This window comes from Mesorhizobium sp. BAC0120, from assembly GCF_033542235.1.
Taxonomy (GTDB): domain Bacteria; phylum Pseudomonadota; class Alphaproteobacteria; order Rhizobiales; family Rhizobiaceae; genus JAWRCU01.
The window spans coordinates 409,836-436,274 of record NZ_JAWRCU010000004.1 but is presented as its reverse complement, the minus strand read 5'-3'; the positions used below and the strand labels follow the sequence as shown (position 1 = coordinate 436,274).

24 protein-coding genes and 1 pseudogene are annotated in these 26,439 nt (G+C 61.9%); 10 read left to right on the top strand and 15 right to left on the bottom strand.

Going from position 1 to position 26,439, the window contains the following annotated elements; genetic code table 11:
- Positions 1–88: 88 nt before the first annotated feature.
- The 4 genes from SAZ10_RS12440 to SAZ10_RS12425 all read right to left on the bottom strand — a co-directional run bounded on the left by SAZ10_RS12440 (position 89) and on the right by SAZ10_RS12425 (position 4,731).
- Entirely contained in the window at positions 89–1,069 is a 981-nt protein-coding gene (locus SAZ10_RS12440) for a carbohydrate kinase family protein (protein ID WP_318609525.1), read from the bottom strand.
- A complete protein-coding gene (locus tag SAZ10_RS12435; protein ID WP_318609524.1) occupies positions 1,069–2,037 on the bottom strand; it encodes an aminotransferase in 969 nt (322 codons plus the stop codon). The genes SAZ10_RS12440 and SAZ10_RS12435 overlap by 1 nt, the downstream gene beginning before the upstream one ends.
- A gap of 59 nt (positions 2,038–2,096) precedes the next feature.
- Positions 2,097–3,116 carry an NAD-dependent epimerase gene (locus SAZ10_RS12430; RefSeq protein WP_318609523.1) on the bottom strand — a complete coding sequence of 340 codons (1,020 nt, stop codon included), beginning with the start codon at positions 3,114–3,116 and terminating at the stop codon, positions 2,097–2,099.
- Between the two features lie 241 nt (positions 3,117–3,357).
- The gene (locus tag SAZ10_RS12425; protein ID WP_318609522.1) at positions 3,358–4,731 is read right to left on the bottom strand and encodes a UDP-glucose/GDP-mannose dehydrogenase family protein; all 1,374 of its coding nucleotides are present in this window, start codon (positions 4,729–4,731) and stop codon (positions 3,358–3,360) included.
- 150 nt (positions 4,732–4,881) lie between these two features.
- Between SAZ10_RS12425 and SAZ10_RS12420 the strand changes: the two genes are divergently transcribed.
- On the top strand, positions 4,882–6,309 hold the full coding sequence (locus tag SAZ10_RS12420) for a polysaccharide pyruvyl transferase family protein (RefSeq protein ID WP_318609521.1): 1,428 nt from the start codon (positions 4,882–4,884) through the stop codon (positions 6,307–6,309).
- On the opposite strand, the gene SAZ10_RS12415 is transcribed toward SAZ10_RS12420, so the two are convergent.
- The 9 genes from SAZ10_RS12415 to SAZ10_RS12375 all read right to left on the bottom strand — a co-directional run bounded on the left by SAZ10_RS12415 (position 6,211) and on the right by SAZ10_RS12375 (position 16,671).
- On the bottom strand, positions 6,211–7,668 hold the full coding sequence (locus tag SAZ10_RS12415; RefSeq protein ID WP_318609520.1) for a lipopolysaccharide biosynthesis protein: 1,458 nt from the start codon (positions 7,666–7,668) through the stop codon (positions 6,211–6,213). The two genes, SAZ10_RS12420 and SAZ10_RS12415, sit on opposite strands and share 99 nt — an antisense overlap.
- Positions 7,665–8,858, bottom strand: a complete 1,194-nt coding sequence (locus tag SAZ10_RS12410; RefSeq protein WP_318609519.1) for a glycosyltransferase — start codon at positions 8,856–8,858, stop codon at positions 7,665–7,667. Before SAZ10_RS12410 ends, SAZ10_RS12415 begins: the two co-directional genes overlap by 4 nt.
- Before the next feature lie 87 nt (positions 8,859–8,945).
- Positions 8,946–10,028 carry a glycosyltransferase gene (locus tag SAZ10_RS12405; protein WP_318609518.1) on the bottom strand — a complete coding sequence of 361 codons (1,083 nt, stop codon included), beginning with the start codon at positions 10,026–10,028 and terminating at the stop codon, positions 8,946–8,948.
- Between the two features lie 166 nt (positions 10,029–10,194).
- Complete coding sequence (locus SAZ10_RS12400) at positions 10,195–10,926, bottom strand: TylF/MycF/NovP-related O-methyltransferase (RefSeq protein ID WP_318609517.1); 732 nt, start codon at positions 10,924–10,926, stop codon at positions 10,195–10,197.
- A gap of 250 nt (positions 10,927–11,176) precedes the next feature.
- Entirely contained in the window at positions 11,177–12,361 is a 1,185-nt protein-coding gene (locus tag SAZ10_RS12395) for a glycoside hydrolase family 172 protein (RefSeq protein ID WP_318609516.1), read from the bottom strand.
- 26 nt (positions 12,362–12,387) lie between these two features.
- Positions 12,388–13,233, bottom strand: coding sequence for a carbohydrate ABC transporter permease (locus tag SAZ10_RS12390; protein ID WP_318609515.1), 846 nt, complete (start codon positions 13,231–13,233; stop codon positions 12,388–12,390).
- Positions 13,226–14,152, bottom strand: coding sequence for a sugar ABC transporter permease (locus tag SAZ10_RS12385; protein ID WP_318609514.1), 927 nt, complete (start codon positions 14,150–14,152; stop codon positions 13,226–13,228). Before SAZ10_RS12385 ends, SAZ10_RS12390 begins: the two co-directional genes overlap by 8 nt.
- A gap of 78 nt (positions 14,153–14,230) precedes the next feature.
- A complete protein-coding gene (locus tag SAZ10_RS12380; RefSeq protein ID WP_318609513.1) occupies positions 14,231–15,598 on the bottom strand; it encodes a sugar ABC transporter substrate-binding protein in 1,368 nt (455 codons plus the stop codon).
- A gap of 68 nt (positions 15,599–15,666) precedes the next feature.
- A complete protein-coding gene (locus SAZ10_RS12375; protein WP_318609512.1) occupies positions 15,667–16,671 on the bottom strand; it encodes a LacI family DNA-binding transcriptional regulator in 1,005 nt (334 codons plus the stop codon).
- Between the two features lie 269 nt (positions 16,672–16,940).
- Here SAZ10_RS12375 and SAZ10_RS12370 point away from each other — a divergent pair.
- Positions 16,941–17,517 (top strand): annotated as a pseudogene (locus tag SAZ10_RS12370) (DUF1349 domain-containing protein).
- A gap of 8 nt (positions 17,518–17,525) precedes the next feature.
- Here the strand turns inward: SAZ10_RS12370 and SAZ10_RS12365 are convergent.
- Positions 17,526–18,527 (bottom strand): LacI family DNA-binding transcriptional regulator, encoded by a 1,002-nt coding sequence (locus SAZ10_RS12365; protein WP_318609652.1) that lies wholly within the window; start codon positions 18,525–18,527, stop codon positions 17,526–17,528.
- A gap of 266 nt (positions 18,528–18,793) precedes the next feature.
- Between SAZ10_RS12365 and SAZ10_RS12360 the strand changes: the two genes are divergently transcribed.
- The 4 genes from SAZ10_RS12360 to SAZ10_RS12345 all read left to right on the top strand — a co-directional run bounded on the left by SAZ10_RS12360 (position 18,794) and on the right by SAZ10_RS12345 (position 23,092).
- Positions 18,794–20,371 carry a sugar ABC transporter ATP-binding protein gene (locus tag SAZ10_RS12360; protein WP_412535208.1) on the top strand — a complete coding sequence of 526 codons (1,578 nt, stop codon included), beginning with the start codon at positions 18,794–18,796 and terminating at the stop codon, positions 20,369–20,371.
- Positions 20,368–21,693: an ABC transporter permease gene (locus tag SAZ10_RS12355; RefSeq protein ID WP_318609510.1), complete on the top strand. Its 1,326-nt coding sequence runs from the start codon at positions 20,368–20,370 to the stop codon at positions 21,691–21,693. The genes SAZ10_RS12360 and SAZ10_RS12355 overlap by 4 nt, the downstream gene beginning before the upstream one ends.
- Positions 21,680–22,645, top strand: coding sequence for a substrate-binding domain-containing protein (locus SAZ10_RS12350; RefSeq protein WP_318609509.1), 966 nt, complete (start codon positions 21,680–21,682; stop codon positions 22,643–22,645). Before SAZ10_RS12355 ends, SAZ10_RS12350 begins: the two co-directional genes overlap by 14 nt.
- 171 nt (positions 22,646–22,816) lie before the next feature.
- The gene (locus SAZ10_RS12345; RefSeq protein WP_318609508.1) at positions 22,817–23,092 is read left to right on the top strand and encodes a hypothetical protein; all 276 of its coding nucleotides are present in this window, start codon (positions 22,817–22,819) and stop codon (positions 23,090–23,092) included.
- Here SAZ10_RS12345 and SAZ10_RS12340 read toward each other — a convergent pair.
- On the bottom strand, positions 23,078–23,428 hold the full coding sequence (locus tag SAZ10_RS12340) for a hypothetical protein (RefSeq protein ID WP_318609507.1): 351 nt from the start codon (positions 23,426–23,428) through the stop codon (positions 23,078–23,080). The genes SAZ10_RS12345 and SAZ10_RS12340 overlap by 15 nt on opposite strands.
- A gap of 144 nt (positions 23,429–23,572) precedes the next feature.
- Between SAZ10_RS12340 and arsC the strand changes: the two genes are divergently transcribed.
- The 4 genes from arsC to SAZ10_RS12320 all read left to right on the top strand — a co-directional run bounded on the left by arsC (position 23,573) and on the right by SAZ10_RS12320 (position 26,432).
- The gene (gene arsC, locus SAZ10_RS12335; RefSeq protein ID WP_318609506.1) at positions 23,573–23,983 is read left to right on the top strand and encodes an arsenate reductase (glutaredoxin); all 411 of its coding nucleotides are present in this window, start codon (positions 23,573–23,575) and stop codon (positions 23,981–23,983) included.
- A 68-nt stretch (positions 23,984–24,051) separates the two neighbouring features.
- The gene (locus SAZ10_RS12330; RefSeq protein WP_318609505.1) at positions 24,052–24,594 is read left to right on the top strand and encodes a Chromate resistance protein ChrB; all 543 of its coding nucleotides are present in this window, start codon (positions 24,052–24,054) and stop codon (positions 24,592–24,594) included.
- A gap of 19 nt (positions 24,595–24,613) precedes the next feature.
- Positions 24,614–25,894: an MFS transporter gene (locus SAZ10_RS12325; RefSeq protein ID WP_318609504.1), complete on the top strand. Its 1,281-nt coding sequence runs from the start codon at positions 24,614–24,616 to the stop codon at positions 25,892–25,894.
- A complete protein-coding gene (locus SAZ10_RS12320; RefSeq protein WP_318609503.1) occupies positions 25,881–26,432 on the top strand; it encodes a phosphatase PAP2 family protein in 552 nt (183 codons plus the stop codon). Before SAZ10_RS12325 ends, SAZ10_RS12320 begins: the two co-directional genes overlap by 14 nt.
- Positions 26,433–26,439 lie beyond the last annotated feature (7 nt).

The window sequence follows — 26,439 nt, the reverse complement described above, 5'->3', positions numbered from 1 at the left end:
TCAACAGTTCTGTCTGGTGCTCACGCTGTCAAGCCTATGGCCTGCACGCCCTCACTATGGCGCTGTGCAGGGAGTTGCGCAAACCGTATCAGTCGGCGGTGCTCGACGCCTGCGAGGCTGCGGCCACCGTGCGGCTCCTCGGCGGCCGGTATTCGCGCGGCGACGAGGCGATTGCAGCCGACGCCACCTCCACGCCTTCTGCGAGCGCGACGGCGACAGGCGCGCCCCTCAGGCAGGCGCCGAGATAACCGGCGTTGAAGGCATCCCCCGCCCCTGTGGTGTCGACGACTTGCACGGCCGGCGCCCGAGCATGGACGATCTCGCCGCCGATCCACGCCGACGCGCCCTCGGCGCCACGCTTGATGACCAGTACGGCGTCGGGCTTCGCCCGCTCCCTCATCCAGCGTGCGGCAGCCTCCACCGAGGCAGCGCCCGAAAGCGACCGGCTCTCGATCTCGTTGAACAGGATATGGTCGCACCACGCGAGCCAGCTGCTCACTTTCTCCCGCGTCGCCTCATCCCAGCCGTGCGGCGGCCAACCCGTATCCAGCGCGACCGTAAAGCCTCGTCTTCCGATCGCCTGGAGTAGCCCGGCGAAGGAATCGAGCAGGTCCGGGTGGAGGAATGCCCCGGTCAGCAAGGCGATGCTGCCGGGGACTGCCTTGACCGGGAGCATGTCGAGAATCTCGCCGACCTCCTGGGCGGCAAGATGCCCGGGCTCCGTGAAGAAGCTCCGTTCGCCTCCAGGGTGCTCGATCGCCACCGAGATCGCGGTCGGCCGCCGGACTTTGTTCCACCTCTGCGCGGCCTCGCCGAAGGTGGCCGTCAGCCAGGCGCCGAACATGTCGTTGCCGATATTGCAGATGACATGGTGCGGCACGCCGAGCGCCTTCAGCGCGAGCGCGGTGTTGCCGGCCGGCCCCCCTGCCCTCAGTTCCGAGTGCGGGACGAAGGTTTCCGTGCCGGGCTGAGGCCATGGGGCAACCCGCCCCATGATGAGATCGACGATGACGCCGCCGATCAGGTGGATTTCGGGCAAAGCGGTCTCGCCATTCACGTCTCCGGTCATCAGGCCGCCCGCGTGATCTTGGTCGAGCGAACCGGCTCGCCGACACGCGCCACCTTGCGCGCAGCGATCTCTATGATCAAGCGCTGCAGTGACGGCAGCATCGCGAGCACCGCACCGAGTCCTTGGAGTCGCGGCAATGCGATCGTCACGGCGCCCGGTAACGGCCTCTCGCCGCTGCAGTCGAAGATGACCGGTGTCGAGCCCGCTCCGCTCACAGCCTGGGCCACCCTTTGCATCGCTGCGGAGTTTTCCTCCGCACCGCGCAAGACGACGACGCCGATATCCGGCGAAAGCAGCTCCAGCGGTCCATGGCGGAACTGGCCGAGCTCGAAACCGAGGGCCGGCATGCGTGCAAGTTCCGTGATCATCAAGGCGGAGGTTTCCGCGAGCCCGCGGAACACACCTTGGCCGCTGACGACCATTACCGGCTTATTGACCAAAGCATGGAGCGCTTCGTCGACAGCGGCTGCGGGTGGACTGAGGAGGCTTGCGGCCGCCCCACCATCACTGCCCCCGATTGCCGAAAGGACTGCGGCATGAAGTGCCAGCGTGACGGTCAGGCTGCGCGTTGCGGCGAAGGCGACCTCGCTGCCGCCGGCTCCAACGAGGCAAGGCAGCGACCGGCCAAGCGTGCTGGAGGCGTCGAGCGTCATGCCGAACGAGTGTTCGTCGTCGGCGAGCCCACGAACGAGTTCAGGGATCTCACCGGATTCGCCTGACTGCGAGACGATGATCACCGTTCGCAGAGCCGGCGGCAGTGGCGAGTGGAGCTGGTCGGCGGCAGTGGACGCCCAGGCCTCGCTGCCAAGCTGCCGGTAAAGGGGCTCGGCGATACGATTGGCATAATGCGAAGCGCCCATGCCGAGAAGCAGCAGCTTGCCGGTCTTGGCGACACTCGCGGCAACACGCTCGGCCATGCCGGTATTGGAGCGGAGCGAGGCAAGCGCATCGGCATGCTGCCGGCTCATTTCGCGTTCGAGAAGCTCACGCCCCGATGGAGACTGAAGTATTTCCGACGACATTCCTATCAAGCCCCCAAGGACCGCACTTCTTTCCGATACCACTTGACCAGTGCCTTCACCCCTTCCTCCACCGTCGTTTTCGGCGTGAAGCCGGTCAGCGCTGTCAGAAGGGAAGCGTCGGCGAAAGTCTCGGTCACGTCGCCCTTCTGCATGGGCAGCATGATCATTTCGGCTTTCTTGCCGAGATGCCGCTCGATCGTCTCGATGAACGGCATCAGCCAGACCGGCTGGCCGCCGCCGATATTGACGACACGCCAGGGCCCGGCTGGCGACAGCGAATCCTCCACGCCTTCGGCAAGTACTGGCTTCCCGGCTTCCGGCACCGCGTCGATCAATCGGATCACCGCCTCCACCAGGTCGTCGATATAGGTGAAGTCGCGCCGCATCTTGCCTTCGCCATAGACTTCGATCGGCCGGCCCTCGTCGATCGCCGTGGTAAACTTGATCGGCGCCATGTCCGGCCGTCCCCAGGGACCGTAGACCGTGAAGAAGCGGAAGCAGGTGGTGGGCAATTTCCACAGATGCGCATAAGAATGCGACATCGCCTCACCGGCCTTCTTTGTCGCGGCATAGAGCGTGATCGGCCAGTCGGTGCGGTCCGTCTCCCGGAATGGCATTTTGCTGTTGGCACCATAGACCGAGCTGGTCGAAGCGATGAGCAGATGTTTCACCGCTGCCTGGCGCGCTGCCTCGAGCAGGTTGAACATGCCGTCGAGATTGGCGCTTACATAGGCTTCCGGGTGTTCCAGGCTGTATCGGACACCTGCCTGCGCCGCGAGATGGATGATCACGTCGGGACGGAAGTCGGCGACGGCCTCGTCAAGCGCGGCCTTGTCCTCGAGAAGCCCGATCTTTGCGCGAAAGCCATTGGACTTGGCAAGGATCGCATGCCGGCGCTCCTTGAGCGTCACGTCGTAGTAGGGCGTCATGCCGTCAAACCCGACGACCAGATGCCCGTCCGCGATCAACCTCCTGGCGATGTGGAAGCCGATGAAGCCGGCACTGCCCGTGACGAGAACCCGCATGTATCAATTCCTTATTGCTCGTCGGGGTATCGGCCTAGACGAGCGATGCGTCAATGCATCGAGGATCAGCCGCGGTTAAATGCAACGGACGGAAGAGTGCGCAGCGGATTTCGGACGAATTCCATGCGCGAACAAAAAGATGGAGCGGCGCGCGTTCCTATACGATCGCTAGGCCGCTCTATCTCTGTGCAGGCGCATCGGATTTATCCCAAAGCCGCTGCGCATTTCGATGTTGTGGTGACTACAGCCTGGTCTCTATCCCGATCAGATCACCTTCGCGTTGCGTGCGCACCGGCTTCGGCTTCACGGCGGATCTGCCAATCGAGACATAGGTGAAGCCAAGGTCGGCCATCTCCTCGGGCGAGAAAGCGTTGCGCAAGTCGACGAGGACCGGTTCGGCCATCAGCCTCTTGTACTCGCTCGGCTTCTTGTCCGTGAACTCGCTCCACTCGGTCGCGATCACGCATATGTCGGCATCGTCGAGTGCATCGTCCGCACTGCCGCAATATTCGATTGCATCGTCCAAAACGCGATAGGCCTGCTGCATCCCCTTCGGATCATAGGCCCTGACGATCGCGCCTGCCTGCGACAGCTCCTCGGCAATCAGTATCGCGATGCTGTCGCGCACGTCGTCCGTATTGGGCTTGAAGGTGAGTCCCAGAAGCGCGATGCGCTTGCCGCGCACGTCGTCGTCGGCCGCCTGAACGATCTTTGCCACCATGCGATGGCCGCGGGCCCGATTGACCGAGATCACGGCTTCCACGATCGTCGCAGGGCTAAGCGCCCGCTCGCCGATATGGACCATAGCGAGCGTATCCTTAGGGAAGCATGAGCCGCCGTAACCGGGGCCCGGCCTCAGGAAGGCATGGCCGATACGGTTGTCGCTGCCCATGCCGCGCGACACGTCCTCGATATTGCCGCCGAGCTTTTCGCAGATATCGGCCATCTCGTTGATGAAGCTGACCTTGGTGGCCAGGAACGTGTTTGCTGCATATTTGATGAGCTCCGACGAAATCAGATCGGTGCGGATGAGTTCGACGCCCTGGTCGGCAAATGGGCTATAGAGCTTCTCGAGCAGCTCTCGTGCTCGGTCGGTCTCCGTGCCGACCACGATGCGGTCAGGCTTCATGAAGTCGTAGATCGCGTTCCCCTCGCGCAGGAACTCCGGATTCGACGCCACGTCGAAATCGAGATCGGGATTGGCCTCGGAAACGATTCGCTTGACCTGAAAGCCGGTCCCGGCCGGCACGGTCGATTTAGTGACGACCACGGCATAATGGTCCAGAGAGCGGCCGATCTCCTCGGCCGCGGCATAGACGTATTGGAGGTCGGCATTGCCATCGAGCGGGCGCGTCGGCGTGCCGACCGCAATGATGACGACCTCGGCATCCTTGACAGCCTCGGCAATGGCGGTCGTGAATCTCAGCCGCCCGGCGCCGACATTCTTGGTCACCAGTTCCTCGAGACCCGGCTCGTATATCGGGATCACCCCTTTGTTCAGCTTTTCGATCTTGTCGGTGACCTTGTCGACGCATGTCACGTCCCACCCGACCTCCGCAAGACAGGTCCCGCTGACAAGACCGACATAGCCGGTTCCGATAACCGCTACTTTCATCTGGACATCCTTTTCGATTGACAGAGATCGGTGGAACGGTGGTAGGTTCAACCTAATTGCTGCAGTGCAGCACGTAAAGAAGCTTTGTCGGACCGCACTGTCTTCATGGAGCCTGACAAACATCTCCCGAAGTGATCCGAGCGGGTTCCAATGCGCCATCAACAGCCGGAGCAGAGCAGATTCATGCACGTCGTGGTTGAAAATACTGTGTGCCTCAACACGGGCGATGCAGCAATTCTGATTGCGATAAAGGAGATACTGGATCGCGCGCTTGGTGAAGAAGCGAAGATCTACGTCTTTGACAGCAATCCCGAAGTATCGGAACGGCTCTACAAAGAGAAAAAATACAAAAACCTGACGTTCAGGAAGCTGCTTTCCGAGCAGGTTTTCAAATACGAGCACGACCGGAATTTCCTGAAGAACCTCGCAAAGAAGGCGTTCAACAAAATTCGCCTGCACGCCATTGGCCAGCTTGGGCGCGGCAACGAAGCTTTGGCGAATCTCGTATTGGATAAGGAAAGCCGTAAAAGCCTTGAAATCTATCGTGGCGCTGATTTCGTCGTGACCACCGGCGGAACCTATCTGGTCGAAAACTATAATTTGAAAAAGCGGATATTACAGTTTCAAATTGACAGCCTTATGCAAAAGGCTCCCATTTTTTTTACCCAGTCCCTTGGTCCGTTCAACAATGGTTACAACAGGATATCTTTGAAAAGCGTCCTGAACGAGAGTCCGCTCATCCTGCTGCGGGATGAAAAATCCTTGGGGCATATTTCCAACATCGTCAGAGACCGAACCAAATGCCACGTTGTCGCGGACGCCGTCTTTGCCTTGGCGGATACGCAGCGGATAACAGACATCCTCGCGGCCTCAACGCCGCCCGCCCCGACCGGGCGGGTCGGGATTTCGGTCCGCAACTGGAACTATGTGAAAGACGGCCAGGACGGCATGCGCCGCTATATCGAGGCCGTCGGGCAGCTCGTCATTTCGCTAGTGCAACAAGGCAAGAAGGTCACTTTCGTGTCGACCTGCCAGGGCGTGCCGGAATATGCCCATGACGACTCCAAGACTGCCAGGGCCATCGTCACTGAGCTCGACCCCTCGATCGCCGAGAGTGTGTCGATCGATTCCTCGTTCCACACGCCCGAGCAGCTGATGGAACTGGTGAAGGGTTTCGATTTCGTCGTGGCGACGCGCATGCACATGATGATCATGTCGCTCTGCGTCGGCACCCCAGTGCTGCCGATCGCCTATGAGTTCAAGACCAAGGAACTGGCTGCCAGGCTCGGCATCTCCGAAGTGCTCATGGACATCGACACGATCGCGGCCGAGGAAGCCGCAGGCAAGCTTCAGCTGTTTTCGGAAAAGCTCGAGGATTTCAGGAAGACCAGCCTGAAATCGGTCCTGATGGAGAACGCTTCCGCGCTGTCGTCGGTCGAGCTCTTGAAAAGGGTGATCGGGAGCACGGCCTCCGCCGCATCATCGGATGGCGCCGATCACCTTCTTGCCGATGACGAAGGCGACCCGACGCGGCTCGGGCACCGCCAGCGTAATCAGACCGGCCAGCAAATAGCTTAGGGCCGTCACGAGTATCACGGTCACCAGGTTGCTCGATCTCACAAAGGCATCCGGGAAGAAATTGAAGATAGCCCAGGTGGCGAGCGACGAGAAAACATAGAGAAACTGCGCCATCAGGAAGTCGTAAGCCGAGACCGGGCCTACGCGGTGCATCAGCCAGGTCAGCACCGGGATCCTCAGCGCATAGGTGCTGATCGCGTAAGCGGCGGCGACGCCGACGGCGCCCCAGGGTAGCCCGATCACGAAGGCGGCGATCGTGGTGGCCGCGGCATACACACCCCACTGGAACATGGTCTTGGTCTTGCCCTGGCACATGAAGACCCAGCCGGTCGTGTTGCCGGCCGCCTGGACCAGGCCGGCAAGTCCGAGCCATGCGAAGATCGGCGCAACCGCCTGCCATTTCTCGCCGAACAGGATCGTGACAACCTGCTCCGAGGTGCATACCAGAGCCGCAACGCCGGGGACGGTCACGAAGGAGAGTACCCAGACTATCTGCAGGTAGAGGTCACGGAAACGCGCTTTGTCGTTCTGCACGCGGGCGAGCAGCGGTATCATGACGCGCGACAGGGGCGCGATAATGTTCTGGATCGGAAAGAGCAGCAGCTTGTAGGCGCGGTCGTAGAAGCCGAGTTCCACGGCGCCCGAAAATTTTCCGATCAGTATGTTGTCGAGATTGCGGGAAAAGAAATTGACCAGGTTGAAGCCGGTGAGATTGGCACCGAACGACATGATGTCGCGATCGATCGCAAAATCCGGCCTGCCTGGTGTCCAGTGGCTCCACCACCAGCCGACGGCGAGTGACACGGCGGCAGAAGCTGCCGAACCGACAAGCAGCGACCAATAGCCCATCCCCAGATAGGCGCTGGCGGCTGCGGCGAGGAAGCCGACCAGCGCATTGGCCATGTCGATGAGCGCAAGTTGACCGAACCGAAGGTGGCGGTTGAGGAGACTGAGCGGCAGCCCGGCCATGCTGCCGAGCAAGAGCGGCAGGCCGGCCAGGATCGTGATGCCGCGCATGCGCGGATCGCCGTAGAACCACGCCACGGCCGGGCTGATGAGCACGACGACGGTCGTGCAGGCGAGGCCTACGGCCGCCATGATCCAGAACATGCGGTTGAGCTGGGCGTCGGTGATTTCCATTCGCTGGACGACGGCCTGCTGCAGCCCGAGATTCTGGAACAGCCCGACGAAGGCGACGATCGGCCCAACCGCCGCTACAAGGCCGAAATCTTCCGGAACGAGCAGCCGCGCCAGGATCACGACGGAAAGGAACTGCAGGCCGACCCTCACGCCCTGCGAGATGCCGGTGACGACGCTGCCGCGCAACGCCACCTTGCCGAAGTGCAGCGGTGCGTTCATGCGACCTGCTTCTCGGCCAAGAGCGAGGTGATCATCGTCGCCAGGCGATCGTTCAGCACATCGTTGTTGAACTCGGCCTCTATGTGTCGGCGAGCAGCTGCCGTGACGGCGTGGGAGGCGTCACGATTCTCGGCAATCCAAATCAGGTGAGTTGCGAGTGCTTCCACGTCCTTCTCAGGCGCGAGAAAACCGGTCTTATGGTTCTCGATCAATTCCGGGATTCCTGAATGATAGGTGCTGACTGTGATGAGCCCCGCGGCCATCGCTTCCATGAGCGCGACGGGAACTCCCTCCACGTCGCCGTCTGTCGCCGTGACGCTCGGTAAGAGAAAGATATGTGAGCGGGCGAGGTGCTCCTTGACGTCGCCGTGAGGCAGCGCGCCGTAAAACCGCACCCTCTCCTCGATTCCGAGCTCACCGGCGAGAGCACGCAGTTCATCGAGCAGCGGGCCGTCGCCTATGACGGAATAGCGCCACTCGATTTGCGGCTCTGCAGCCTGCAGGGCGGCAACGGCCCGAAGCGCGAATGCGATGCCCTTCTTCTCCACCAGACGGCAGACAGAGATCAGTCGCAAGGGACCCTCGTCCATATTGCGCGGGTGGTATGGAATGTCGTCGCAGTCGATGCCCATGCGGTGCACCGCGACCTGGTGCTCGGGCGCACCAACTTCGATGAGCTGCCTTCGGAAGACTTCGTTCACTGTCAGCTGGCATGTCCCGTGCTGGAACAGAGGCATATATCTCTGCAGCGTCCCCTCATGCGCCGGAATGCCGACGTCATTTCCATGGAAGATGGTCACAATCGGCGGCGCCAGTCGTTTCTGCTTTTTTGCCCTCGCCAGCCGGAGCCCATTGTTCCCGAAATGGGCAAGCAGAAGGTCGCATCTGTTGAGTTCCTCCGTCCACAACATGTCGGCCGCGGTCGAGACCTTGTCCTGGAGCTTGGGCGGCAGGCGCCCGACGGCGCTACGCAGCCTGGATGACAACCGCCACCACCGATGCGTGTTCTCCAGCATCGTCTTCATCGGTTCCGCGGTAGCGTCGATGCGTCTATCGCTGCCGATCCTGTCGCATATGACGGAGATGTCGTAGCCGCGCCGCATGAAGCCTTCGATCTGGCTGATCACGAAGGTATGCGACAAGAGCGGGAACTCTCCGACGACAAAGCCTATTCTCATGCGGCGTATCAACTCTGTTTCCTGGACCGGAGCCGCCTTGCAGGCCAAGCGGCGTCCGCCAGGATCAAGGCGACGGATCTGAGGCGCTATGGTCAGCGCCTAGGCATCGATGGAAGCGTCGGTCCTTGCCGCCGCACGCTTCAGCACTTCGAGGAAGGTTGCGAATTGGTGATTCGGATCTAGCGCGGGCCGCTTGGAATGTTCGAGGGCCGCAGCAGACAGGCGGGCGTAGTACGCCTGGTCGGACCAGAGCCTCTTGAGCGCGGTAACCCATTCCTCGAGCGGCGCATCGTAGTCGAGCACGACGCCACCTTCGCCGATTGCCTCGGGCAAGCCGCCGCGACGGGATCCAAGCACCGGAATGCCACTGCAATGGGCTTCGGAGGCAACGCGGCCCCAAGCTTCTTCCCATTTGCTCGGCGCAAGAAGAATCTTGGTGCGGCCGTAGACAGTCTTCATATCGTCGGTGCGCTTGAGTAGGGTGACGTTCTTCAGCGGCGCGATCGTCTGTTCGACTTGGGTTCGGTATTCGCCGTCCAGCTTCCAGCTCTCGACGAACTGGAAAGGAATGTCGGGGCAGCGCCCGGCGATCCGGACGGCAACCTCGAAGCCCTTCTCCGTGTACGGATTGATGAAGGTCACACATTCCTTGGTCGTGGCGGTCCGATAACGTGCCGGGTCGATGGTCGGCGGGATGACAGTCGCCTCGATTCCGAAACGCTCTGCAAATGCGCGCGCGGTGAATTCGGAATTGGCGATGTAGAGCGCCGATCTCAGCTCTCTGAGGTCGCCGGCAAGTTCGTGGAATTCCACATTCCTGAGGTAGACGACGATCGGCACATTCTGTGCTTCCAGGGCTTTCCCAAGTGGAACCGACTTATGGCACTGGACGACCGCGACATCCGGCTTCAGACGGGAAACGGCGAAGGGCACGGCATCCCACGGAAACCATGCCCGCACCACCGGATAGCCGGGAAAATTGTCCATTACCGCCCCCTGCCGGAGGACTTTCAGCTTGATGCGGGCCGTCGTGCCGAAGATGCCGTCGCCGAAGAGTGCCGCAAGCACCGCCGCCTCATGACCCTGCTTGCGCAACTGCTCCGCCAGATGGTGCGTGCTTGATTGAACCCCGCCATGAAATTCAGGATAGTAGCCGTTACCCCCGGCAAACAGGACTTTCATCAGTTTTCCTCGCTCTTACCCCCCGCCCGGGAGAAGGCGAATACGTGCCGACCGATGGCTCCGCGGGAGCCAGGCGATGAAACGGCGCGCTCCTTATGCCGTGAAATATTGCACTGCACAATATGTTGAACGCATGATCAACCGCCCGTCTTGCGACATAGGGCCTTTAGGCCTGCAGTCCAGTCCGCCGCAGCACGACGTTCTCTCCATCTTCGAAGCTGAAGTCGGGCCGAATCCGCAAAAATTCGTTTGTTGCGATCCGGCAGCCGCCATAGTCGTGATAGTCGTCGAGCACGATGACTCCGCGCGGACTGAGGCGGTCGGCGACACTGGCGAGGCAGAAGGCGACGGGGTCGTACCAGTCGCAGTCGATATGTGCGAAAGCAATCTCGCTGAGGCTGACGCCCGGTAAAGTTTCCTGGAACAAGCCTTTATGCAGGCTGACCGCCGAATCGCCGACGCTCAGGCCATATTTGCTGAACGAGCGGCAGACATCATCATAGAGATTGTCGCGGTAACCGTAATATTTATCGCCGCCCAGCCCTCTCGATTCCCCCTTCAGGATCGTCTGATAGCGCTCCCTGGATTTCTCGTCGTCCTTTTCCGATGTCGGAGGCGGGATCATCCCGAAGACGTCGAACCCATGGAAGCTGCGCCCGTACTTCGTCGCTTCCTTGGCAAGCACGATTGCACTTCCGCCGAGGGCGATGCCGAACTCCATGACATCGCCCGGCACCCCTCCACGCAGGACCTCGCTCAATACGGTTTCGAGACGCCTCAGTTTGCGCGGCGACAGATAGGTGAGATGGTCACGCCGGACCGATCTGGCCGTGCCGCTCAACAATGACGAATCGATCATGCGGCGAGCGCGCGTGACGATGGCATTCACACCGGGCATAGGTCCTCCTCAAGGCCCATTGCCCCCGCTATCCCGCTCCAACATCTAAGCGCACGATTCGTCGCTGTTATGACGAACACTTATTCACTTCACAGTGAGAGCGGCCCCGACGGCAGTGGCCGAAGGCAGACGCACCCAAGCGAATCCGTCGGGTCCTGGCGCTTCCAGCCAGTCGAAAAAGAACCCAGATCGGTCGTTCACCGGTAGACAGCGACGTTCGGTGCCGCGCTCGATCCCGTCGTCAGGCAATTCAGGTCTGCGCCGCCTCCCAGTTCTGGAACGGGCGACGGAAGGTTGGCAGCCGGTCCTTGGCGTCGGGCAGCGGCCCAAATGGCTTATGGGGCTCGGCCTGATACCAGAACGCCACCGAGGAGATGTCGTCGGAGCGACGGTTGGCATGGCCATGCTCCATCGTCACCCTGATGCGCTTCTGGAAGATGACAGGATCCTCGATGTGCCAGCGATAGAGCGTGACCGGCTCCGTCCAGTTAGGTCCGCCGGCGGCAATAATGCCGTGATACGGCGCGGAATAGGTCTGGGTCGGACACCATGCGGTGTTGAAATAGTCCTCCGTGCCGGTGCCGTGCAGCGTCGGCGGCCAGGCATCATTGGCGCCGGGCGCGCTCTCGCTGCGCGGCTCGATGAGCGCTGCCATTGGGCCGATGCGCGGATCGGGCTTGCGCACCGTGTCGGGCACGGAGAGGCCCGGCTCGCCGTCGACGAAGATCATGTCGTCGCCCTCCCCGTACCAATCCCACAGGTCGGATCTGCGCCGGGAGTAGACGCTGAAGAGCACGCCGACATAGTGGCCGTGGCCCTCGGCATCCAGGATCGTGTAGTTGTCCTTGCCGTCGACATTCTCGCCACCGAACAGGAACTGCTCGTTCGCAAGGCCTGCCTCGGAGGTTCCTTGCGGCCGCGCCTGCCGGTATTGCGCGTGGAAGCGGCCGAGGCCCTCTTCGAGCAGCTCGTGCAGTTCGAGGTCGACATAGTAGTAGAACAGCAGGTCGTCCTCGGCCTCGTTGGTTATGGTCATCTTCATGTGGCTGGCGAACGGCATCGGGAAATAGCAGTTGAAAGCCTTGCCGTCCTCAGGGCTCGCCTGCACCGGCAGGCTCGCGAAATTGCGGGTCTGCGCGTGCCCCATCCCGAAGAAGTCCCCGATGGGCGTCTCAACGCTCGGATGCTCCTCACCGTCCCAGTAAGCACGCAGCACGATCTTGCGCAGGAAGCTCTCGCTCTTGCAGGCAAGCGTCGCCCAGATATGCGTGACGATGCCCGCGCCTTCATATTCGGCAATGGTGACCGTCTTGCCAGGCTCGATATGCAGCCGGTCGTCATTGCCGCCGGTGCGGTCGTAGCTCGAGAAGCGGCGCGTTCTGGCCTCACGCAGTTTGGCGAGGCCGCGCAGCGGCGAAAGTCCTGCATTCGTCATTGCTTTTTCCCTGGCAGTTTTGGCGGTCATTTCAGGCCGCTGGTTTTGATCGAGTCCATGATCTGCCGCTGGAAGATCAGGAACAGGATGAGGGTGGGGATCGCGACGATGGTCGAAGCGGCCATCATGTAGTTCCACGCGGCCGAGTACTCGCTCTTGAAGTTCGCGATACCGACCTGCACGACCCACAAATTCTGGTCGGAGGCAACGGTGAGCGGCCACAGGAAGGCATTCCAGTTGGCGAGGAAGAATAGGATCGCGAGTGCCGACAGGATTGGTTTCGAGAGCGGCAGGATTACGCTCCAATAGATGCGCCAGTAGCTGGCGCCGTCTATCACCGCAGCCTCCTCGATCTCGCGCGGCATGGAGAGGTAGTACTGCCTGAGCAGGAAGATGCCGAACGCGTTGAAGATCGACGGAATGATGATGCCGGCATAGGTGTTCAGCATGCCCAAGGTCCGCACGATGATGAACAGCGGCACGACTATGACCGGCAATGAGACGAGCAGCGTCGAGAAGATGGCCAGGAAGATCAGCTCGCGTCCGGGAAACCGCAGCCTGGCGAGCGCATAGCCGGCCATGGAATGGAAGAACAAAGCCACTACCGTGACTGTGACCGACACGAACAGGCTGTTCAGCATGTAACGGATGAAGGGGACCTCGGTCAGCACATAGGTGACATTCTCGAAAGTCGGCTCGGTGGGCAGCAAGGCCGGCGAGAAGGACTCCTGCGCATCTTTGAATGAGATCGAGACCATCCACATGAGCGGGAAGATCATCATCAACGCAAGGATGGCGGCGACCGTCATCCAGACGAAGCGAACAACTGTCACCTGCGAGCTGCTGAAGTAGGGCGAGGCCTTATCAGTCATAGCTGAAGCGGCCTCCGCGGGTGAGCAGGAACATCAGTCCCGTCAACACCATCAGCGAGATCACCAGGATTGAGGCCATGGCGGCCGCATAACCGAAAGCGCCGAAGCCGAAGGCCTGCTGATAGATGTAGACGATCAGCACGGAGGTCGAGTTCGCAGGCCCGCCGGCGGTCATTACCCAGATGATATCGAAGGCCTGGCTGCCGGCGACGGCCGCCACCATCGAGATCATGATGACGAAGAAGCTCGTCGGCTTCAGCAGCGGCAAGGTGATATGCCAGAACTTCGCGATCGGCCCGGCGCCATCCACGGTGGCGGCCTCGTAGTACATCGCCGGTATGTCCTGCAGGCCGCCAAGGAAGATCAGCATGTAGTAGCCCATCAGGAACCAGACACTGACGGCCACGACAGCAAACAGTGCGTAGTTCGGGTCCCCGAGAAAAGAGATGCCGCCCAGCCCCAGCGCAGACGCCAGACGGCTCAAAACGCCGATCTTGTCAACGACGAGAAATTGCCAGACCAAAGCCACCACGACCAAGCTCACCGTATGGGGCGCAAAGAACATGGTACGGATGACGCCATTGAAGCGGTTCGTCTTCTGTACGAGCAACGCCAGACCCAGGCCGCAGGCGTAGAGGAGAGGTACAAGCATGATCGCATAAAGCGCGGTCACCTTGGCCGACTGCCAGAACAGCGGATCGCGCATCATCCTGGCGTAGTTGGCGAGGCCAACGAAACGATAGCCGCCGAAGCCATCGACCTCGTAGAGCCCGAGCACGAGCGACAGCAGCATCGGCAGACCGAGGAACACCATCAGCCCCAGCACATCCGGCAGCACGAAGAGATACCCGGCGATCCATTCGCGGTGCTTGGCCGAAAGGCGGCTCCGCTTGGCTTGTGATCGGATAGGCTCACTCATCAACGCATCTTGATTATTATTGGCGTCCGCCGACAGCGCCCGGCCAGTGGCCGGACGACCGCCGCTCGGCAGGAGCGCCTAGAGGATCGGCGCGCCGGAATAGGAGGCGAGATAGGCGTCGAGTTGTTGCGACGCAGTCGTCGCCGTTGTCTGAGGATCGGCGCCTCCGAGCATCGTCTGTTGGACTGCGTCGGATATGATCTTATAGACCTCCGGCGGCACCCGTGGTTCGGCGCGCGTGCCGGGGTGGATCTCCCTGGCGAACTTGCCGATCATGCCCTCGCCAAACGCGGACTCACGCGCCTTCAGCGCGCTGTCGCGCGGCGGCATGTCGGACTTCGCTTCCGTGCACCACGATGCGACGCGGTCGATCGAGCCCTGATCCATGGAGGCAAGCGCCCAGGCGCAGAACTGTGCGGCCGCTTCCGGGTTCCTGCCCTTGGCGTTCGCGACAAAGGCCCAGCCTCCGCCGACCGTCACATATTTGCCGCTCGCCGGCGTCGGCAGGCGGAATACGCCATAGGGAAAATCCTTGGCGTTGTTCTTTAGCTGGGATATCGCCCAGATCCCGACGTTCTGGATGGCGCAATAGCCCGAGGCGAGGTTAGCGACGGCGTCGTTTGCGCCGTTGCCCAGTACCTGCCGGGGCGCCGCCCCCGAATTGACGGCATCCTGCCAGAACTTCAGGGCCTGCACGGTTGCCGACGAGTCGAAGGCACTCTTCCCGTCGGCTGTCTGGAACTCGCCGCCGCCTTGCCACAGGAACGGATACCAGGTGAAATTCTGGTAGTAGCCCGGCGCCGTCTGGAACAGCAGGCCGTAGCGTTCCGGCGTCGTCAGCCGCTTGCCCAGTTCTAGCAGTTCGTCCCAGGTCTTGGGCACGTCGTTTTCGTTGAGGCCAGCGTCCTCGAACGCCTTGACCGAATAGTACATGGCCATCGGCTCGACCTCCATCGGAAGGCCGTAGATCTTGCCGTCGACCATGCGCGTGGCGAGCACACTTTCGGGGAAATCCGCCCTGGCCTTCTCGTCGATGTAGGGCGTCAGGTCCTGCAACACGCCGCCATTGTAGTAGCGCAGGAAGTCACCGGGCGAGATGATGAAGATGTCCGGCCCTTGGCCGGAAGCGAAGGCGGTCGCGAGCTTGGGGCCGTTGATGTATTCCTTGTTGGGAATGAATTCGAGTTCGACCTTCTGGTCGTGCGTCGCATTCCAGTCGGCGACAGCCTTTTCGAACCAGTCGACCTGTGGCTTGACCTGTCCGCCCGGTGCATAGAATTGCCAGAATTTCAACGGCGCGTCCTGTGCGCGCACCGGCAATTTGTTGATGAAGGGAAAGCCGCTGACGGCACCGGCAAGGCCGGCCGCGGCGAAGGTCGCGCTGTTGCTCAAGAACCGCCGGCGCGACCAGCCTGTCGTCAAGATACGCTTGTCGTTGTCACTCATCGATACCTCCCTGTTAAGCTTCTTCCAAGAGCGGCTCTTTTGCTCCAGGCCGCCCCACTCCACGGACGTCATGCCGTGTCGAACTCCTTGAGGATGCACGGCACGACTTCGCTTCTCGGTTCGCCTACATAGAGCCCGCTGATCCGTTCGAGCAGCATGCGGGTCGCGCGGCGCGCCAGTTCAGCCGGAGAGTTGCCGACGCGCGTCAAACGCGGCCGGACGTATTCGAACTGGGGCTGGTCGCCGAAGACCGCGACCTTGAGCTTGTCCGGCACGGGCACGCCGCGGTCGTGAAATTCCGCCAAGGCGCCGGCCGCCATCAGATAGTTGCCGAAGAAGATCACCGAGGGCAAGTTGTCGCCATGCGCGGCGAGCAGCCACTCCGCCGCCAGCTTTCCCGAAGGGCCAAGGTAGCTGCCCTCGAAGCGCAAGGCCGGGTCGGCGGGCGCACCATGCTCGGCCAGGCCCTTCTCGAAACCGCTAGCGCGTTGCATTGCCTCGACGAAGAAGGACGGGCCGGTCACGTGGGCAACGCGCCGGTGGCCCTTCTGCGCCAGATAGGCGCCCATCTGGTAGCCTCCGTCGAAATCGTCGATCCGCACGTTGTCCACTGCATGGTTCGGCAGGTTGCCGATGAAGACGGCTGGCACGTCAATGCCGATAAGCGCATCGTGCATCCCATGTAGCGCGAAATCGCCGACGATCAGCCCATCCACGCGCCGATGCCTGATCTGGCGCAGATATTCGTGGCCGTGCTCCTGGCTGTGGCCCCCTGGTACGTCGGTGTCGAAGATCAGTGTGTCCAGGCCGACGGCCTCAAGTTCGGATTGAGCGGTCTTGACCAACTCCGGATAGAACGGGTTGCGGATATCCGGGATCAGCATCGCCACCATATTGGTGCGCCCTGTGCGCAGGCTCTGCGCCTGCGGGTTGGGCGTGTAGCCCAGTTCCTCGATCGCCTTCTCGACGCGCTCGCGCAGCGATTTCGACACGCGGTCGGCATGGTTGATCACATGCGACACCGTCGTCCGCGACACGCCGGCCCGCTCGGCCACTTTTGAAATCGTGCTCACACCACCACGCTAGCGCCCTGTGAATGCATTTGCAAATGCATTTGCAAATCGATTTTCTGCTGTTCACACTTATCGAAAATCTTATCGATCCTGGCGAGACGCATAGGCTGGAGCGCGAAGGGCGCGGCGTACGGGTTGTCTCGACATGCGTGCTGCACCGAGTGCGCCGATGCCGGAAAAAGACCCGTAGCGGACAATCGCGGACGTAGATTGAATATCGGCCCGCAGCCGACTAGTTGGGTGGTATGTCCACGTCGGGAGGAACCTCAATGAGCAGCGAATGGCAATGGCTGAACGAGCCGCCATCCTGGAAAGGAGACGAGCGTTCGCTCGAACTTTCGACCGGTGAAGAGACCGACTTCTGGCGGCACACCTTCTACGGCTTCGTGCGCGACAATGGACATGCGTTTTTGCGGCCGGTGAGCGGCGACTTCACCGCCTCTGCCCATTGTCACCGGCGAATACGAGCATCTCTACGATCAGGCAGGGCTTATGCTCCGTATTGACGAGAAGAACTGGGTGAAGACCGGCATCGAGTTCACCGACGGCATGATGCATTTCAGCGTCGTGGTGACGCATGAGATCTCCGACTGGTCGGTCATTCCACTGCCGGAGGCCAGGCCTGAAGACGAGGTGAGCATCCGGCTGACCCGGCACGACGACGCGATCCGCGTCCAGTACTCGATTGCCGGAGCTCCGTGGCAGATGGCAAGGCTGGCGCCCCTTTCTGCGGCCGACGCGAAAATGGGCGTCATGGCTTGCTCGCCGAAGCGCTCCGGCTTTCACGCCCGCTTTCGCGACATTGTGGTCGGCCCACCGATCGCACGTCAGCTTCACGCCGACTGAGGCGTTGCTCAGGCAGGGATACGCGGGCTGCAGGAGTTCCGGATCATTAGGTTGCCATGCAGCACCAGGCGGCGCGAATGGTGCGGCGCACGGCCCTCCAGCCGCTCAAGCAGCAGCGTGGCCGCCTGCTCGCCGATTGCTTCGACCGGCTGCGCGACGGTGGTGAGCCGCGGGTTGAAGACATCCGCCCAGGGAAAATCGTCCATGCAGGCGACCGAAACATCGGCAGGGCAGGAAAGCCCCATGTCGCGAATGGCCCGCATCGCGCCGATAACCATGAGGTTGTTCGCCGAAAAGATGGCAGTCGGGCGGTCCGGCATGGTGAGCAGTTGCATGGCCGCGCGATAGCCGTCGGCCTCTCGGAAATGACCTTCACGCACGAGGTCCGGGATGAAGGCGACGCCAGCTGCTTCCAGTGCCTGCCGATAGCCCGCGAGACGGTCGCGCCCGGTCGAAGTTTCCGGTGATCCCGAGATGTACCCTATCCGGCGATGTCCGAGATTGATGAGGTAATTGGTCGCGTCGGATACGGCCTTGAGGTTGTCGAGCACGATGGCATCGACATCGAGCCCGTCGCAAACGCGGTCGATCAGCACCACGGGCTTGCGTGTGCCGGTCAGGAGCCGTCGCATGATGTCGTCCTCGCCCGCCGGCGCGATGATCAGGCCATCGACCATGCGATCGAGCAGAAGCTTGATCTGCTCGTCCTGCTGAACGGTATCCTCCTCATTGCAGCAGAGCATGACGGCGTAGCCGGCCGCATTCAGCACCTGCTGGATGGTGGCGACCACGTCGGTGAAGAACGGATTGCGGATGTCGGCGACGGTAAGCCCGATGGTCCGTGTTGTGCCGAGCTTGAGACTGCGGGCGATTGCGTTGCGCTGATACCCGATCTCGCGAATGGCTTTCTCGATGCGCTGCCCGAGGTCGGCGCTGACATTGGCTGTGCCGTTGATAAAGGCCGAAACCGTAGCGATCGAGACGCCTGCCGCCTGCGCCACGTCGATCATGGTCGGCGCGCTCGACTTCCTGGTCTTGCGAACGGATTTTTCCACTTCACCGAAACGTTTCGACAGACTTTGCCGACGATCAGTAGGGCATTTCTGCGAAGGACGCAACGAAATGAGCTGATACATTGCTCTGCGTGCCGTGCAATTAGCCTTTTGTTGGAGCAGGCTGCGAATGGCTCGTTGACAGCTTCGAAACGTTTAGACTAGCTTTTGGCTGTCGTCCGCAACGTGGAAGGGAGGCCATTGTTGTCGTGAGTGGCGTCCCTATTGGCAGTCCGGCTGCGTCTCATTCGTCCGGCCACACACCGGCCCTGCTGGTTGCGTCCGGGATCAGCAAGCGTTTTGGCGGCGTGGCCGCGCTGACGGATGCGCGTCTTGATCTCAAGCCAGGAGAAATCCACGCCCTGATGGGCGAGAACGGCGCCGGCAAGTCCACGCTGATGAAGATTCTCGCGGGGATCTACTCGAGCTACGAGGGGCAGATCGCAATAAACGGACGCCCCGTCAGCTTCGCCAATGTCAGGCAGGCGGAAGCGGAAGGCATCGCCATCATCCATCAGGAGCTCAATCTCGTGCCGGAGCTCACTGTGGCCGACAACATCTTTCTCGGCCGCGAGCCCCGTATCGTCGGCCTGATCATCGACGGCAAGGCCACCCGCGCCGCGGCTCGCGACCTGCTTGGACGGCTCGGCATTGACCTCGATCCGGACCAGCGCATCGCCTCCCTGCGCGTTGGCGAGCAGCAGCTTGTCGAGATCGCCAAAGCGCTGTCGCTTTCGGCGCGCATCCTGATCATGGACGAGCCGACCTCGGCGCTGTCCCCGGCGGAATGCGAACGCCTCTTCAGGATCATCAGGCAACTCGCAGCCGAGGGCACCGCGATCGTCTATATCTCCCACCGCATCGACGAGGTGATGCAGCTTGCCGACCGCGTCACCGTGTTCCGCGACGGCCGCCATGTCTTGACAAAGGAAATCGCGGAGCTCGATCAGGACCGCATTGTCGCCGCCATGGTGGGGCGCAGTCTGCACGCGGCTCCTGAAGAGGCCACGAACGAAGCTGGCGACGTCGTGCTTTCGGTACGGAGCCTGAGGCTTTCCAAACCGCATCGCCGCGGCTGGCGGCAAGTGCTGCGCGGCGTGAGCTTCGACCTTCACGCCGGCGAAATTCTTGGCATAGGCGGACTGCTCGGCTCCGGCCGCACGGAGATCCTCGAAACGATCTTCGGCTCCGCGAACGGACAGGCGGGCGGCGAGGTTCGGCTCGATGGTGTTGCCGTGGATATCCGGTCGCCCCGGGATGCCAGGCGCCTTGGCATTGCGCTGGTCACGGAGGATCGCAAGACGCAAGGGCTTCACCTCGGCGCATCGATCACCGACAACGTCGCGCTGCCGCTCGTCAACCAGCTCGCGAGCTTCGGGCTGCGCTCTTTCGGGGGTGAAGCCGCCCTCGCCCGCCAGGCGGTGAAATCGCTCGCCATCCGCTGCTCCGGCATCGAGCAGACGGCGAACACCTTGTCAGGCGGCAACCAGCAGAAGGTCGTCATCGGCAAATGGCTTGCAACCAGGCCACGCGTGCTCCTGCTCGATGAGCCGACCCGCGGCATCGACGTCGGCGCCAAGCGCGAAATCTACGACCTGATATTCAGGCTTGCGCGCAGGGAGCGGCTGGCGATCGTCGTGGTCAGCTCCGAGTTGCCCGAGCTCCTGCATCTCTCCGATCGCATCCTGGTGATGTCGGAGGGCGTCCAGACCGGACTTCTCTCCCGCTCCGAAGCCAGCGAAGAGCGCATCATGCAGCTTGCCGCGCCGCGCAGCGCAAATGGCGGAAGGAAAGTGGCATGAGCGTTCTGCGCCTCGCCTCTCGCACCAAGCTCTACTGGGGCCTGATCGGCATCTTCCTTGTCGGCATGCTGTTCTCGCCGGTGACCTCGTCGGGCAAGAACATCTTCCTGTCCTACGGCAACCTACTCGACGTGCTGCGCCAGGTCTCGACAACCGGTCTCATCGCGACCGGCATGACCGCCGTGATCATCACCGGCGGCATCGATCTGTCCGTCGGATCGCTGATGGCGATCTGCAGCGTCGTCTGCGCGATGCTGCTCACCGTCCCGGGCGATACGCCGGCCTCTGCGATGGGCATACCGATTACCGTGCTCGTCGCGCTCTTCGTCGGCTTCGCCATCGTCCGCTTCATCTTCACCAATATCGAGAAATCCCGCGCCAGGGGCGAAGCAGGCCGTGACGTAAGCCTCAACGCGACACGCGGCCTTCTCGTGCCTGGCGCGGTCGGCATCGTGCTCGGCGCGGCTCTGCTCTGGTATCTTATCCCGGAAGCAGAAGAAAAGTTCGGCGTGCTCGGCGTGCTGATCGTGGTGCCCTGCGTCGGGCTGTTCTTCGGCGCGATCAACGGCTTCATCATCGTCGCCGGCCGGCTACAGCCCTTCATTGTCACGCTCGCCATGATGGTGACTGCGCTCGGCATAGCGCGACTGACGGCCGGCCAGAACAATGCCGTGCTGCCGGTCTACACCGGCACCAATGCGGTCGCCGAGTTCGACAATCTGCGTTCGCTGGTATTCGGCATCGTCCCGATGCCGGGCCTGTTCTTCATCGGGGCGCTGCTGATCTATGGCGCGGTGCTGCGCTTCACGCCGTTCGGCCGCTACGTCTATGCGATCGGCGGCAATGAGGAGGCGGCGCGACTTTCCGGCATTGATTCCGGTCGCGTGAAGATTGCGGTCTATGCGATGTCGGGGCTGCTCGCCGGCATCGCCGCGGTGCTCTACGTGGCGCAGTACCGGCAGGGCAAGCCGGATGCGGGAGCCGGCCTCGAGCTCGACGCGATCGCGGCCGTCGTCATCGGCGGCACCAGCCTGATGGGCGGGCGCGGCACGATGGCCGGCACATTCTGCGGTGTGCTTATCTTCGGGCTGCTTTCCAACATCCTGCAGCTCCACAACATCAATTCGAACCTTCAGCTCGTGCTGAAGGGGCTGATCATCGTTGGCACGGTGCTCCTCCAGGAGCGCAACGCCGCCGACCTCCTCGCCTTTCTGCGCCTGCCGGCAATGCGGCGGGCGCCAACGGAAACGCCCGCGGAACAGCAGGCGTCAAATGAGACCGTGTCTCGCAACATCGGAGGAAGCGCAAATGAAACGCCGTGATCTGTTCAAACTGGCCGCAGCGGCAGCGGTCCTGGCATCCAGCACCGCACTCGTGTCGGGCCATGCGGTCGCGCAGGAGAAGAAGTGGAAGATCGGCTTCAGCCAGGCAACCACAATCGAGCCGTGGCGCGCCCAGTTCAACAAGGACATCATCGCCGAGGCGGCCAAACATCCGGAGGTCGACCTGATCATCACCGACGGTGAGGACAAGACCGAGAAGCAGGTCGCGGATGTCGAGAACCTGATCCGCCAGGAAGTCGATGCGCTGCTGATCTCGCCGAAGGAATCCGCGGGCCTCACCGGCGTCGTGCTGCAGGCGATCGACGCCAAGATCCCGGTCTTCGTGCTCGACCGCAATGTCGATACCGACAAGTACACGCAGTTCGTCGGCGGCGACAACAAGCTGATCGGCCGCGCCGCCGGCGAGTATGCCGTCGAGCTGCTCGGCGGCAAGGGCAAGGCGAAAGGCAATGTCGTCGAGATCTGGGGCGGCATGGGCACGCAGCCTGCGCATGATCGCCATGACGGCTTCCACGAGTTCACCGACAAGGAGCCCGGCATCAAGAACCTGCTCGACCAGCAGTCCGGCGACTGGAAGCAGGACCAGGCCTACAACATCATGGCGACCGCGCTGCGCAACAACGAGAAGATCGATCTGGTCTATGGCCACAACGACCCCATGGCCTACGGCGCCTATCTCGCGGCGAAGGATGTCGGCCGCGAGAAGGAGATGAAGTTCATTGGCATCGACGCATTGCCGGCCGAAGGCGTGACCTGGGTGAAAAACGGTGAGCTGACGGCCACTTTCCTCTATGCCACGCCGGGCGCGGAAGGCCTGCGCCAGGCGATCAAGTTCCTGAACGGCGAGAAGGTCGAGAAGACCATCACGCTGCCGACCGAGAAGGTCACCGCCGAGAACGCGGCACAGATCCTGAAAGACAAGGGTATGTGATCGACAGACTGCCGGGCGGCGATGTTGCCGCCGCCCGGCGCCTGGCTTTTCGGATGCAAATTCGCGCATACGCCGCTTCTGAACGTGGAACTTGTTAAGCGGCAAGTGCGTTGATTCGCGCTCACGGCAGAGGGACACCGCCCCTCCCGGACAGGGCGCGAGAACAATCCCATGATCACCCGTCGAGAACCTGACGCGGCCGCCTTCATGCAAAAGTGGCTCGCGTACAACGTTGCAGCCGATTCGACTCCGGAGAACCTGCAGCAGGCAGTCCGCTCTCTCACCCGCAGCTGCCTGGACAGTGCCGCCCGCCTCGGCATCTCGGCCGCCCGCATCGAATTCGAGACCGGCTCCCTCGCGGCCGATCTCATCCAGAAGGAGATCAGCAGGCGGACTACGAGCCGGGCGAAGCCAGCCGTCATATCTTCGCGGCTATTGCCGCGCTGAGATCGGCTCCGACGGCTTGCCCCGGCTGGCCGAGCTGCCCATCAGGCGCAGCAGGGCTGGGACTTGCTTCCGCAACAGCCGGCGGCCTCTCGGCGACCTTGCCCTGCCAGCCAGCGGTCGCGCGGCTTGCACAAGGCCGGCCGAGACCCCCCGCCTAACATGCACCTCATCGCCGACGACCACCGGCTCACCAACGCGATAGAGCGGTATCGGCCGATCGCCGTCGCTGACCTCGAAGGTGAGCAGCGCCGTATCCTCGAGTTCGACGCGCTCGGCTACCATCCTGATGATGGCAGCGAACTTGCATGCGGCCATATTGCCCAAGACGCGTCTCATGAAGAACCGCATTGCGGCCTTGATCAGCCTGCCCTTGAATCCATCGACCTGGCTTGCACTCGGCAGCTGCCTTCGACACATCGGCCAGAACGAAGACGGGCTGTTGAACCATGCGGTGCCTCGGCTACTGAAAGGAACAAGCGCGTGACCATCACGATCTACCACAACCCGAATTGCGGCACGTCACGCAATACGCTGGCGATGATCCTGGCGAGCGGAGAGACGCCGGTGGTCGTCGAATATCTGAAGAACCCGCCGTCCCGTGAGCGCCTTGTCGCGCTGCTCAAGGCTATGAACCTGCCGGCGCGCGGCCTGTTGCGCGAGAAGGGGACGCCTTATGCGGAGCTCGGCCTCGCCGATCCGAAATGGACCGAGGATGAGCTGGTCGACATGATGCTGAAGCATCCCATTCTGATCAACCGGCCGATCGTGGAGACCCCGCTCGGCACGCGGCTTTGTCGCCCCTCGGAGTTGGTGCTCGATCTGCTTCCCAATCCCGTCACCACATTCACGAAGGAGGACGGCGAACTGGTGACGCAGCCCGCCCGCGCATGAGTGTCGTCAAGGCGCGGGTAGGCTGCAAGTGAGTTGAATTGTTACCATGGTTACACTAGAGTTGTTCCATGGTTACGCTTGCGTGGCTTTTGTTGACTTACAAGGTCCCTCCTGAACCGGCCGCAAAGCGAATTGCGCTTTGGCGCCGCCTTAAAGCGATGGGAGCAATCTACCTGCAGAACGGCGTCTGCCTGTTGCCCAAGACGGACGACCACATGCGCAGGCTCAAAATGTTGGAAAACGACATTTCCCAAATGGGCGGCGAAGCCGTGATCCTGGAGACGGTCGCGCTCGATCGTAGCCAGGAAGAGAAGGTCATCACACGCTTCAAGGTGGATCGGGACGAACAATATCGCGAATTCCTCGGCCGGTGCGCCGATTTCGAGAACGAGATCGCCAAGGAGATTGCGATCAACAAATTCACTTACGCGGAACTCGAAGAGGAAGACACCGACCTGAAGAAGCTCCAAGGCTGGCTGGCGAAGATCAAGAAGCTCGACTTCTACGGCGCAACCTTGGCCGATGAGGCCACCCAGCGGCTACACGCTTGCGAGGCGTTGCTCGACAGCTACGCCCAGCGCGTCTTTGACGCCCATGACGAGAACCGCTGACGGTGGGGTGCGGCGACCAATGACGATACGCACATTCGGACATTCTCGGCTGCCCGCGATTCCCGGCGCGATCTGGGCGCTCGGCTTCGTTTCCATGCTGATGGACGTCTCGTCCGAGATGATCCACTCATTGCTTCCCGTCTACATGGTGACGGTGCTCGGCACCTCGACACTTGCCGTCGGCATTATCGAAGGCGTCGCCGAGGGGACCGCCTCGATCACCAAGGTCTTCTCCGGCGCGCTCAGCGACTGGCTTGGCAAACGCAAGTTCCTTGCAGCGTTCGGCTACGGCCTCGCCGCCATTACGAAGCCGATTTTTCCGCTCGCTTCGTCAATCGACTGGCTCGTCGGCGCGCGTTTCGTAGACCGCATCGGCAAGGGCATTCGCGGCGCGCCGCGTGATGCTCTTGTCGCCGACATCGCCCCGCCGAATCTGCGCGGCGCCAGTTTTGGCCTGCGCCAATCCCTGGATACTCTCGGTGCATTTATCGGGCCGCTCCTGGCCATCGGTCTGATGTGGCTGACAGCGAACGACTTCCAGACCGTATTCTGGATCGCTGTCGTTCCGGCCTTTTTGTCCGTCGGCCTGATCGTCATGGCAGTTAAGGAACCGGAACGGCCGGCCGAAATGCGCAATGTCCGCATGCCGCTCAGTCGCGACGAGTTCCGCCATCTCAGCAGCACCTATTGGTGGGTGGTGGCGGTTGCGACCGTGTTCACGCTTGCCCGTTTCAGCGAAGCCTTTCTCATCCTGCGCGCGCAGTCGATCGGCTTGCCGCTGGCGCTGGTGCCGATCGTGCTGGTAATCATGAGCCTCGCCTATTCGCTCTCGGCCTATCCGATCGGGATTCTGTCTGACCGGATGGATCGGGTGACCATCCTGATTGCGGGCCTGGCTCTGCTTGTCGCGGCGGACCTCACGCTCGCCTTCACGACGGGGATCGTCGGCATTGCAATCGGCGTCACGCTCTGGGGCCTGCACATGGGATTCACTCAAGGGCTGCTGTCGACCCTCATTGCCGAGACTGCGCCTGAGGAATTGCGGGGCACCGCCTTCGGCGTCTTCAACCTGATCACCGGCCTGGCGCTACTTGCCGCCAGCATCGTCGCGGGCGCGCTTTGGGACGCCGCCGGACCGCAAGTCACCTTTATCGCCGGTGCCGGCTTCGCCGTACTGACGATCGCCGGCCTGCTGCCCATTCGCGGCCGGTTGACGAGTTTCCGCGGAAAGACATCCGCGATAGCGCGGGGCGCGAACACTGAGGAAACAGGACCGAATAGTCGCCATGTACGAACTTGACGCTGCCGTTACGCACGCAATCAATGCCCCAGCCGGGGCAAACCCGATGCTGGACTTCCTGATGCTCTGGAGTTCGGCAATAGGAGTTCCGGTTCTGGTCCTGGCCGTTGCGCTGCAATGGTGGCGAAGAACCGACCGGCAACGCACGCGGCACGTTCTGGTCGCTGCAGGGCTTTCTTTCCTGCTCGGCCTGGCCCTCAATCAGGTCATCCTGCTGTTCGTCCATCGGCTGCGGCCCTACGATGGCGGGGTTACCCACCTTCTGATTGCCCCCAGCGCCGACTATTCTTTCCCCTCCGATCATGCGACGGCGACCTTCGCCATCGCGGCCGCGTTCCTTTTGCACGGGATGCGGCGCATAGGACTCTGGTTCCTCGCCGGGGCAATCCTGGTGACGGTTTCGCGCGTCTATATCGGGACTCATTATATGAGCGATGTGCTCGGTGGCGCGTTGACCGGGGTCGCAGCCGCAATGCTGGTCCTTGCGGTCTATAGGGAAGGAACGCGGGCTGACCGTCTGATCACCGGCATTCTTTAGGGCGCCT

What these genes read in the sequence shown, in the direction of transcription:
- SAZ10_RS12440 (WP_318609525.1), bottom strand. Translation starts at nt 1,069, where the DNA reads ATGACCGGAGACGTGAATGGCGAGACCGCTTTGCCCGAAATCCACCTG.
- SAZ10_RS12435 (WP_318609524.1), bottom strand. Translation starts at nt 2,037, where the DNA reads ATGAGCCGGCAGCATGCCGATGCGCTTGCCTCGCTCCGCTCCAATACC.
- SAZ10_RS12430 (WP_318609523.1), bottom strand. Translation starts at nt 3,116, where the DNA reads ATGCGGGTTCTCGTCACGGGCAGTGCCGGCTTCATCGGCTTCCACATC.
- SAZ10_RS12425 (WP_318609522.1), bottom strand. Translation starts at nt 4,731, where the DNA reads ATGAAAGTAGCGGTTATCGGAACCGGCTATGTCGGTCTTGTCAGCGGG.
- SAZ10_RS12420 (WP_318609521.1), top strand. Translation starts at nt 4,882, where the DNA reads ATGCGCCATCAACAGCCGGAGCAGAGCAGATTCATGCACGTCGTGGTT.
- SAZ10_RS12415 (WP_318609520.1), bottom strand. Translation starts at nt 7,668, where the DNA reads ATGAACGCACCGCTGCACTTCGGCAAGGTGGCGTTGCGCGGCAGCGTC.
- SAZ10_RS12405 (WP_318609518.1), bottom strand. Translation starts at nt 10,028, where the DNA reads ATGAAAGTCCTGTTTGCCGGGGGTAACGGCTACTATCCTGAATTTCAT.
- SAZ10_RS12400 (WP_318609517.1), bottom strand. Translation starts at nt 10,926, where the DNA reads ATGCCCGGTGTGAATGCCATCGTCACGCGCGCTCGCCGCATGATCGAT.
- SAZ10_RS12395 (WP_318609516.1), bottom strand. Translation starts at nt 12,361, where the DNA reads ATGACGAATGCAGGACTTTCGCCGCTGCGCGGCCTCGCCAAACTGCGT.
- SAZ10_RS12390 (WP_318609515.1), bottom strand. Translation starts at nt 13,233, where the DNA reads ATGACTGATAAGGCCTCGCCCTACTTCAGCAGCTCGCAGGTGACAGTT.
- SAZ10_RS12385 (WP_318609514.1), bottom strand. Translation starts at nt 14,152, where the DNA reads ATGAGTGAGCCTATCCGATCACAAGCCAAGCGGAGCCGCCTTTCGGCC.
- SAZ10_RS12380 (WP_318609513.1), bottom strand. Translation starts at nt 15,598, where the DNA reads ATGAGTGACAACGACAAGCGTATCTTGACGACAGGCTGGTCGCGCCGG.
- SAZ10_RS12365 (WP_318609652.1), bottom strand. Translation starts at nt 18,527, where the DNA reads ATGATCGACGTGGCGCAGGCGGCAGGCGTCTCGATCGCTACGGTTTCG.
- SAZ10_RS12355 (WP_318609510.1), top strand. Translation starts at nt 20,368, where the DNA reads ATGAGCGTTCTGCGCCTCGCCTCTCGCACCAAGCTCTACTGGGGCCTG.
- SAZ10_RS12350 (WP_318609509.1), top strand. Translation starts at nt 21,680, where the DNA reads ATGAAACGCCGTGATCTGTTCAAACTGGCCGCAGCGGCAGCGGTCCTG.
- SAZ10_RS12345 (WP_318609508.1), top strand. Translation starts at nt 22,817, where the DNA reads ATGATCACCCGTCGAGAACCTGACGCGGCCGCCTTCATGCAAAAGTGG.
- SAZ10_RS12340 (WP_318609507.1), bottom strand. Translation starts at nt 23,428, where the DNA reads ATGAGACGCGTCTTGGGCAATATGGCCGCATGCAAGTTCGCTGCCATC.
- SAZ10_RS12330 (WP_318609505.1), top strand. Translation starts at nt 24,052, where the DNA reads ATGGTTACGCTTGCGTGGCTTTTGTTGACTTACAAGGTCCCTCCTGAA.
- SAZ10_RS12325 (WP_318609504.1), top strand. Translation starts at nt 24,614, where the DNA reads ATGACGATACGCACATTCGGACATTCTCGGCTGCCCGCGATTCCCGGC.
- SAZ10_RS12320 (WP_318609503.1), top strand. Translation starts at nt 25,881, where the DNA reads ATGTACGAACTTGACGCTGCCGTTACGCACGCAATCAATGCCCCAGCC.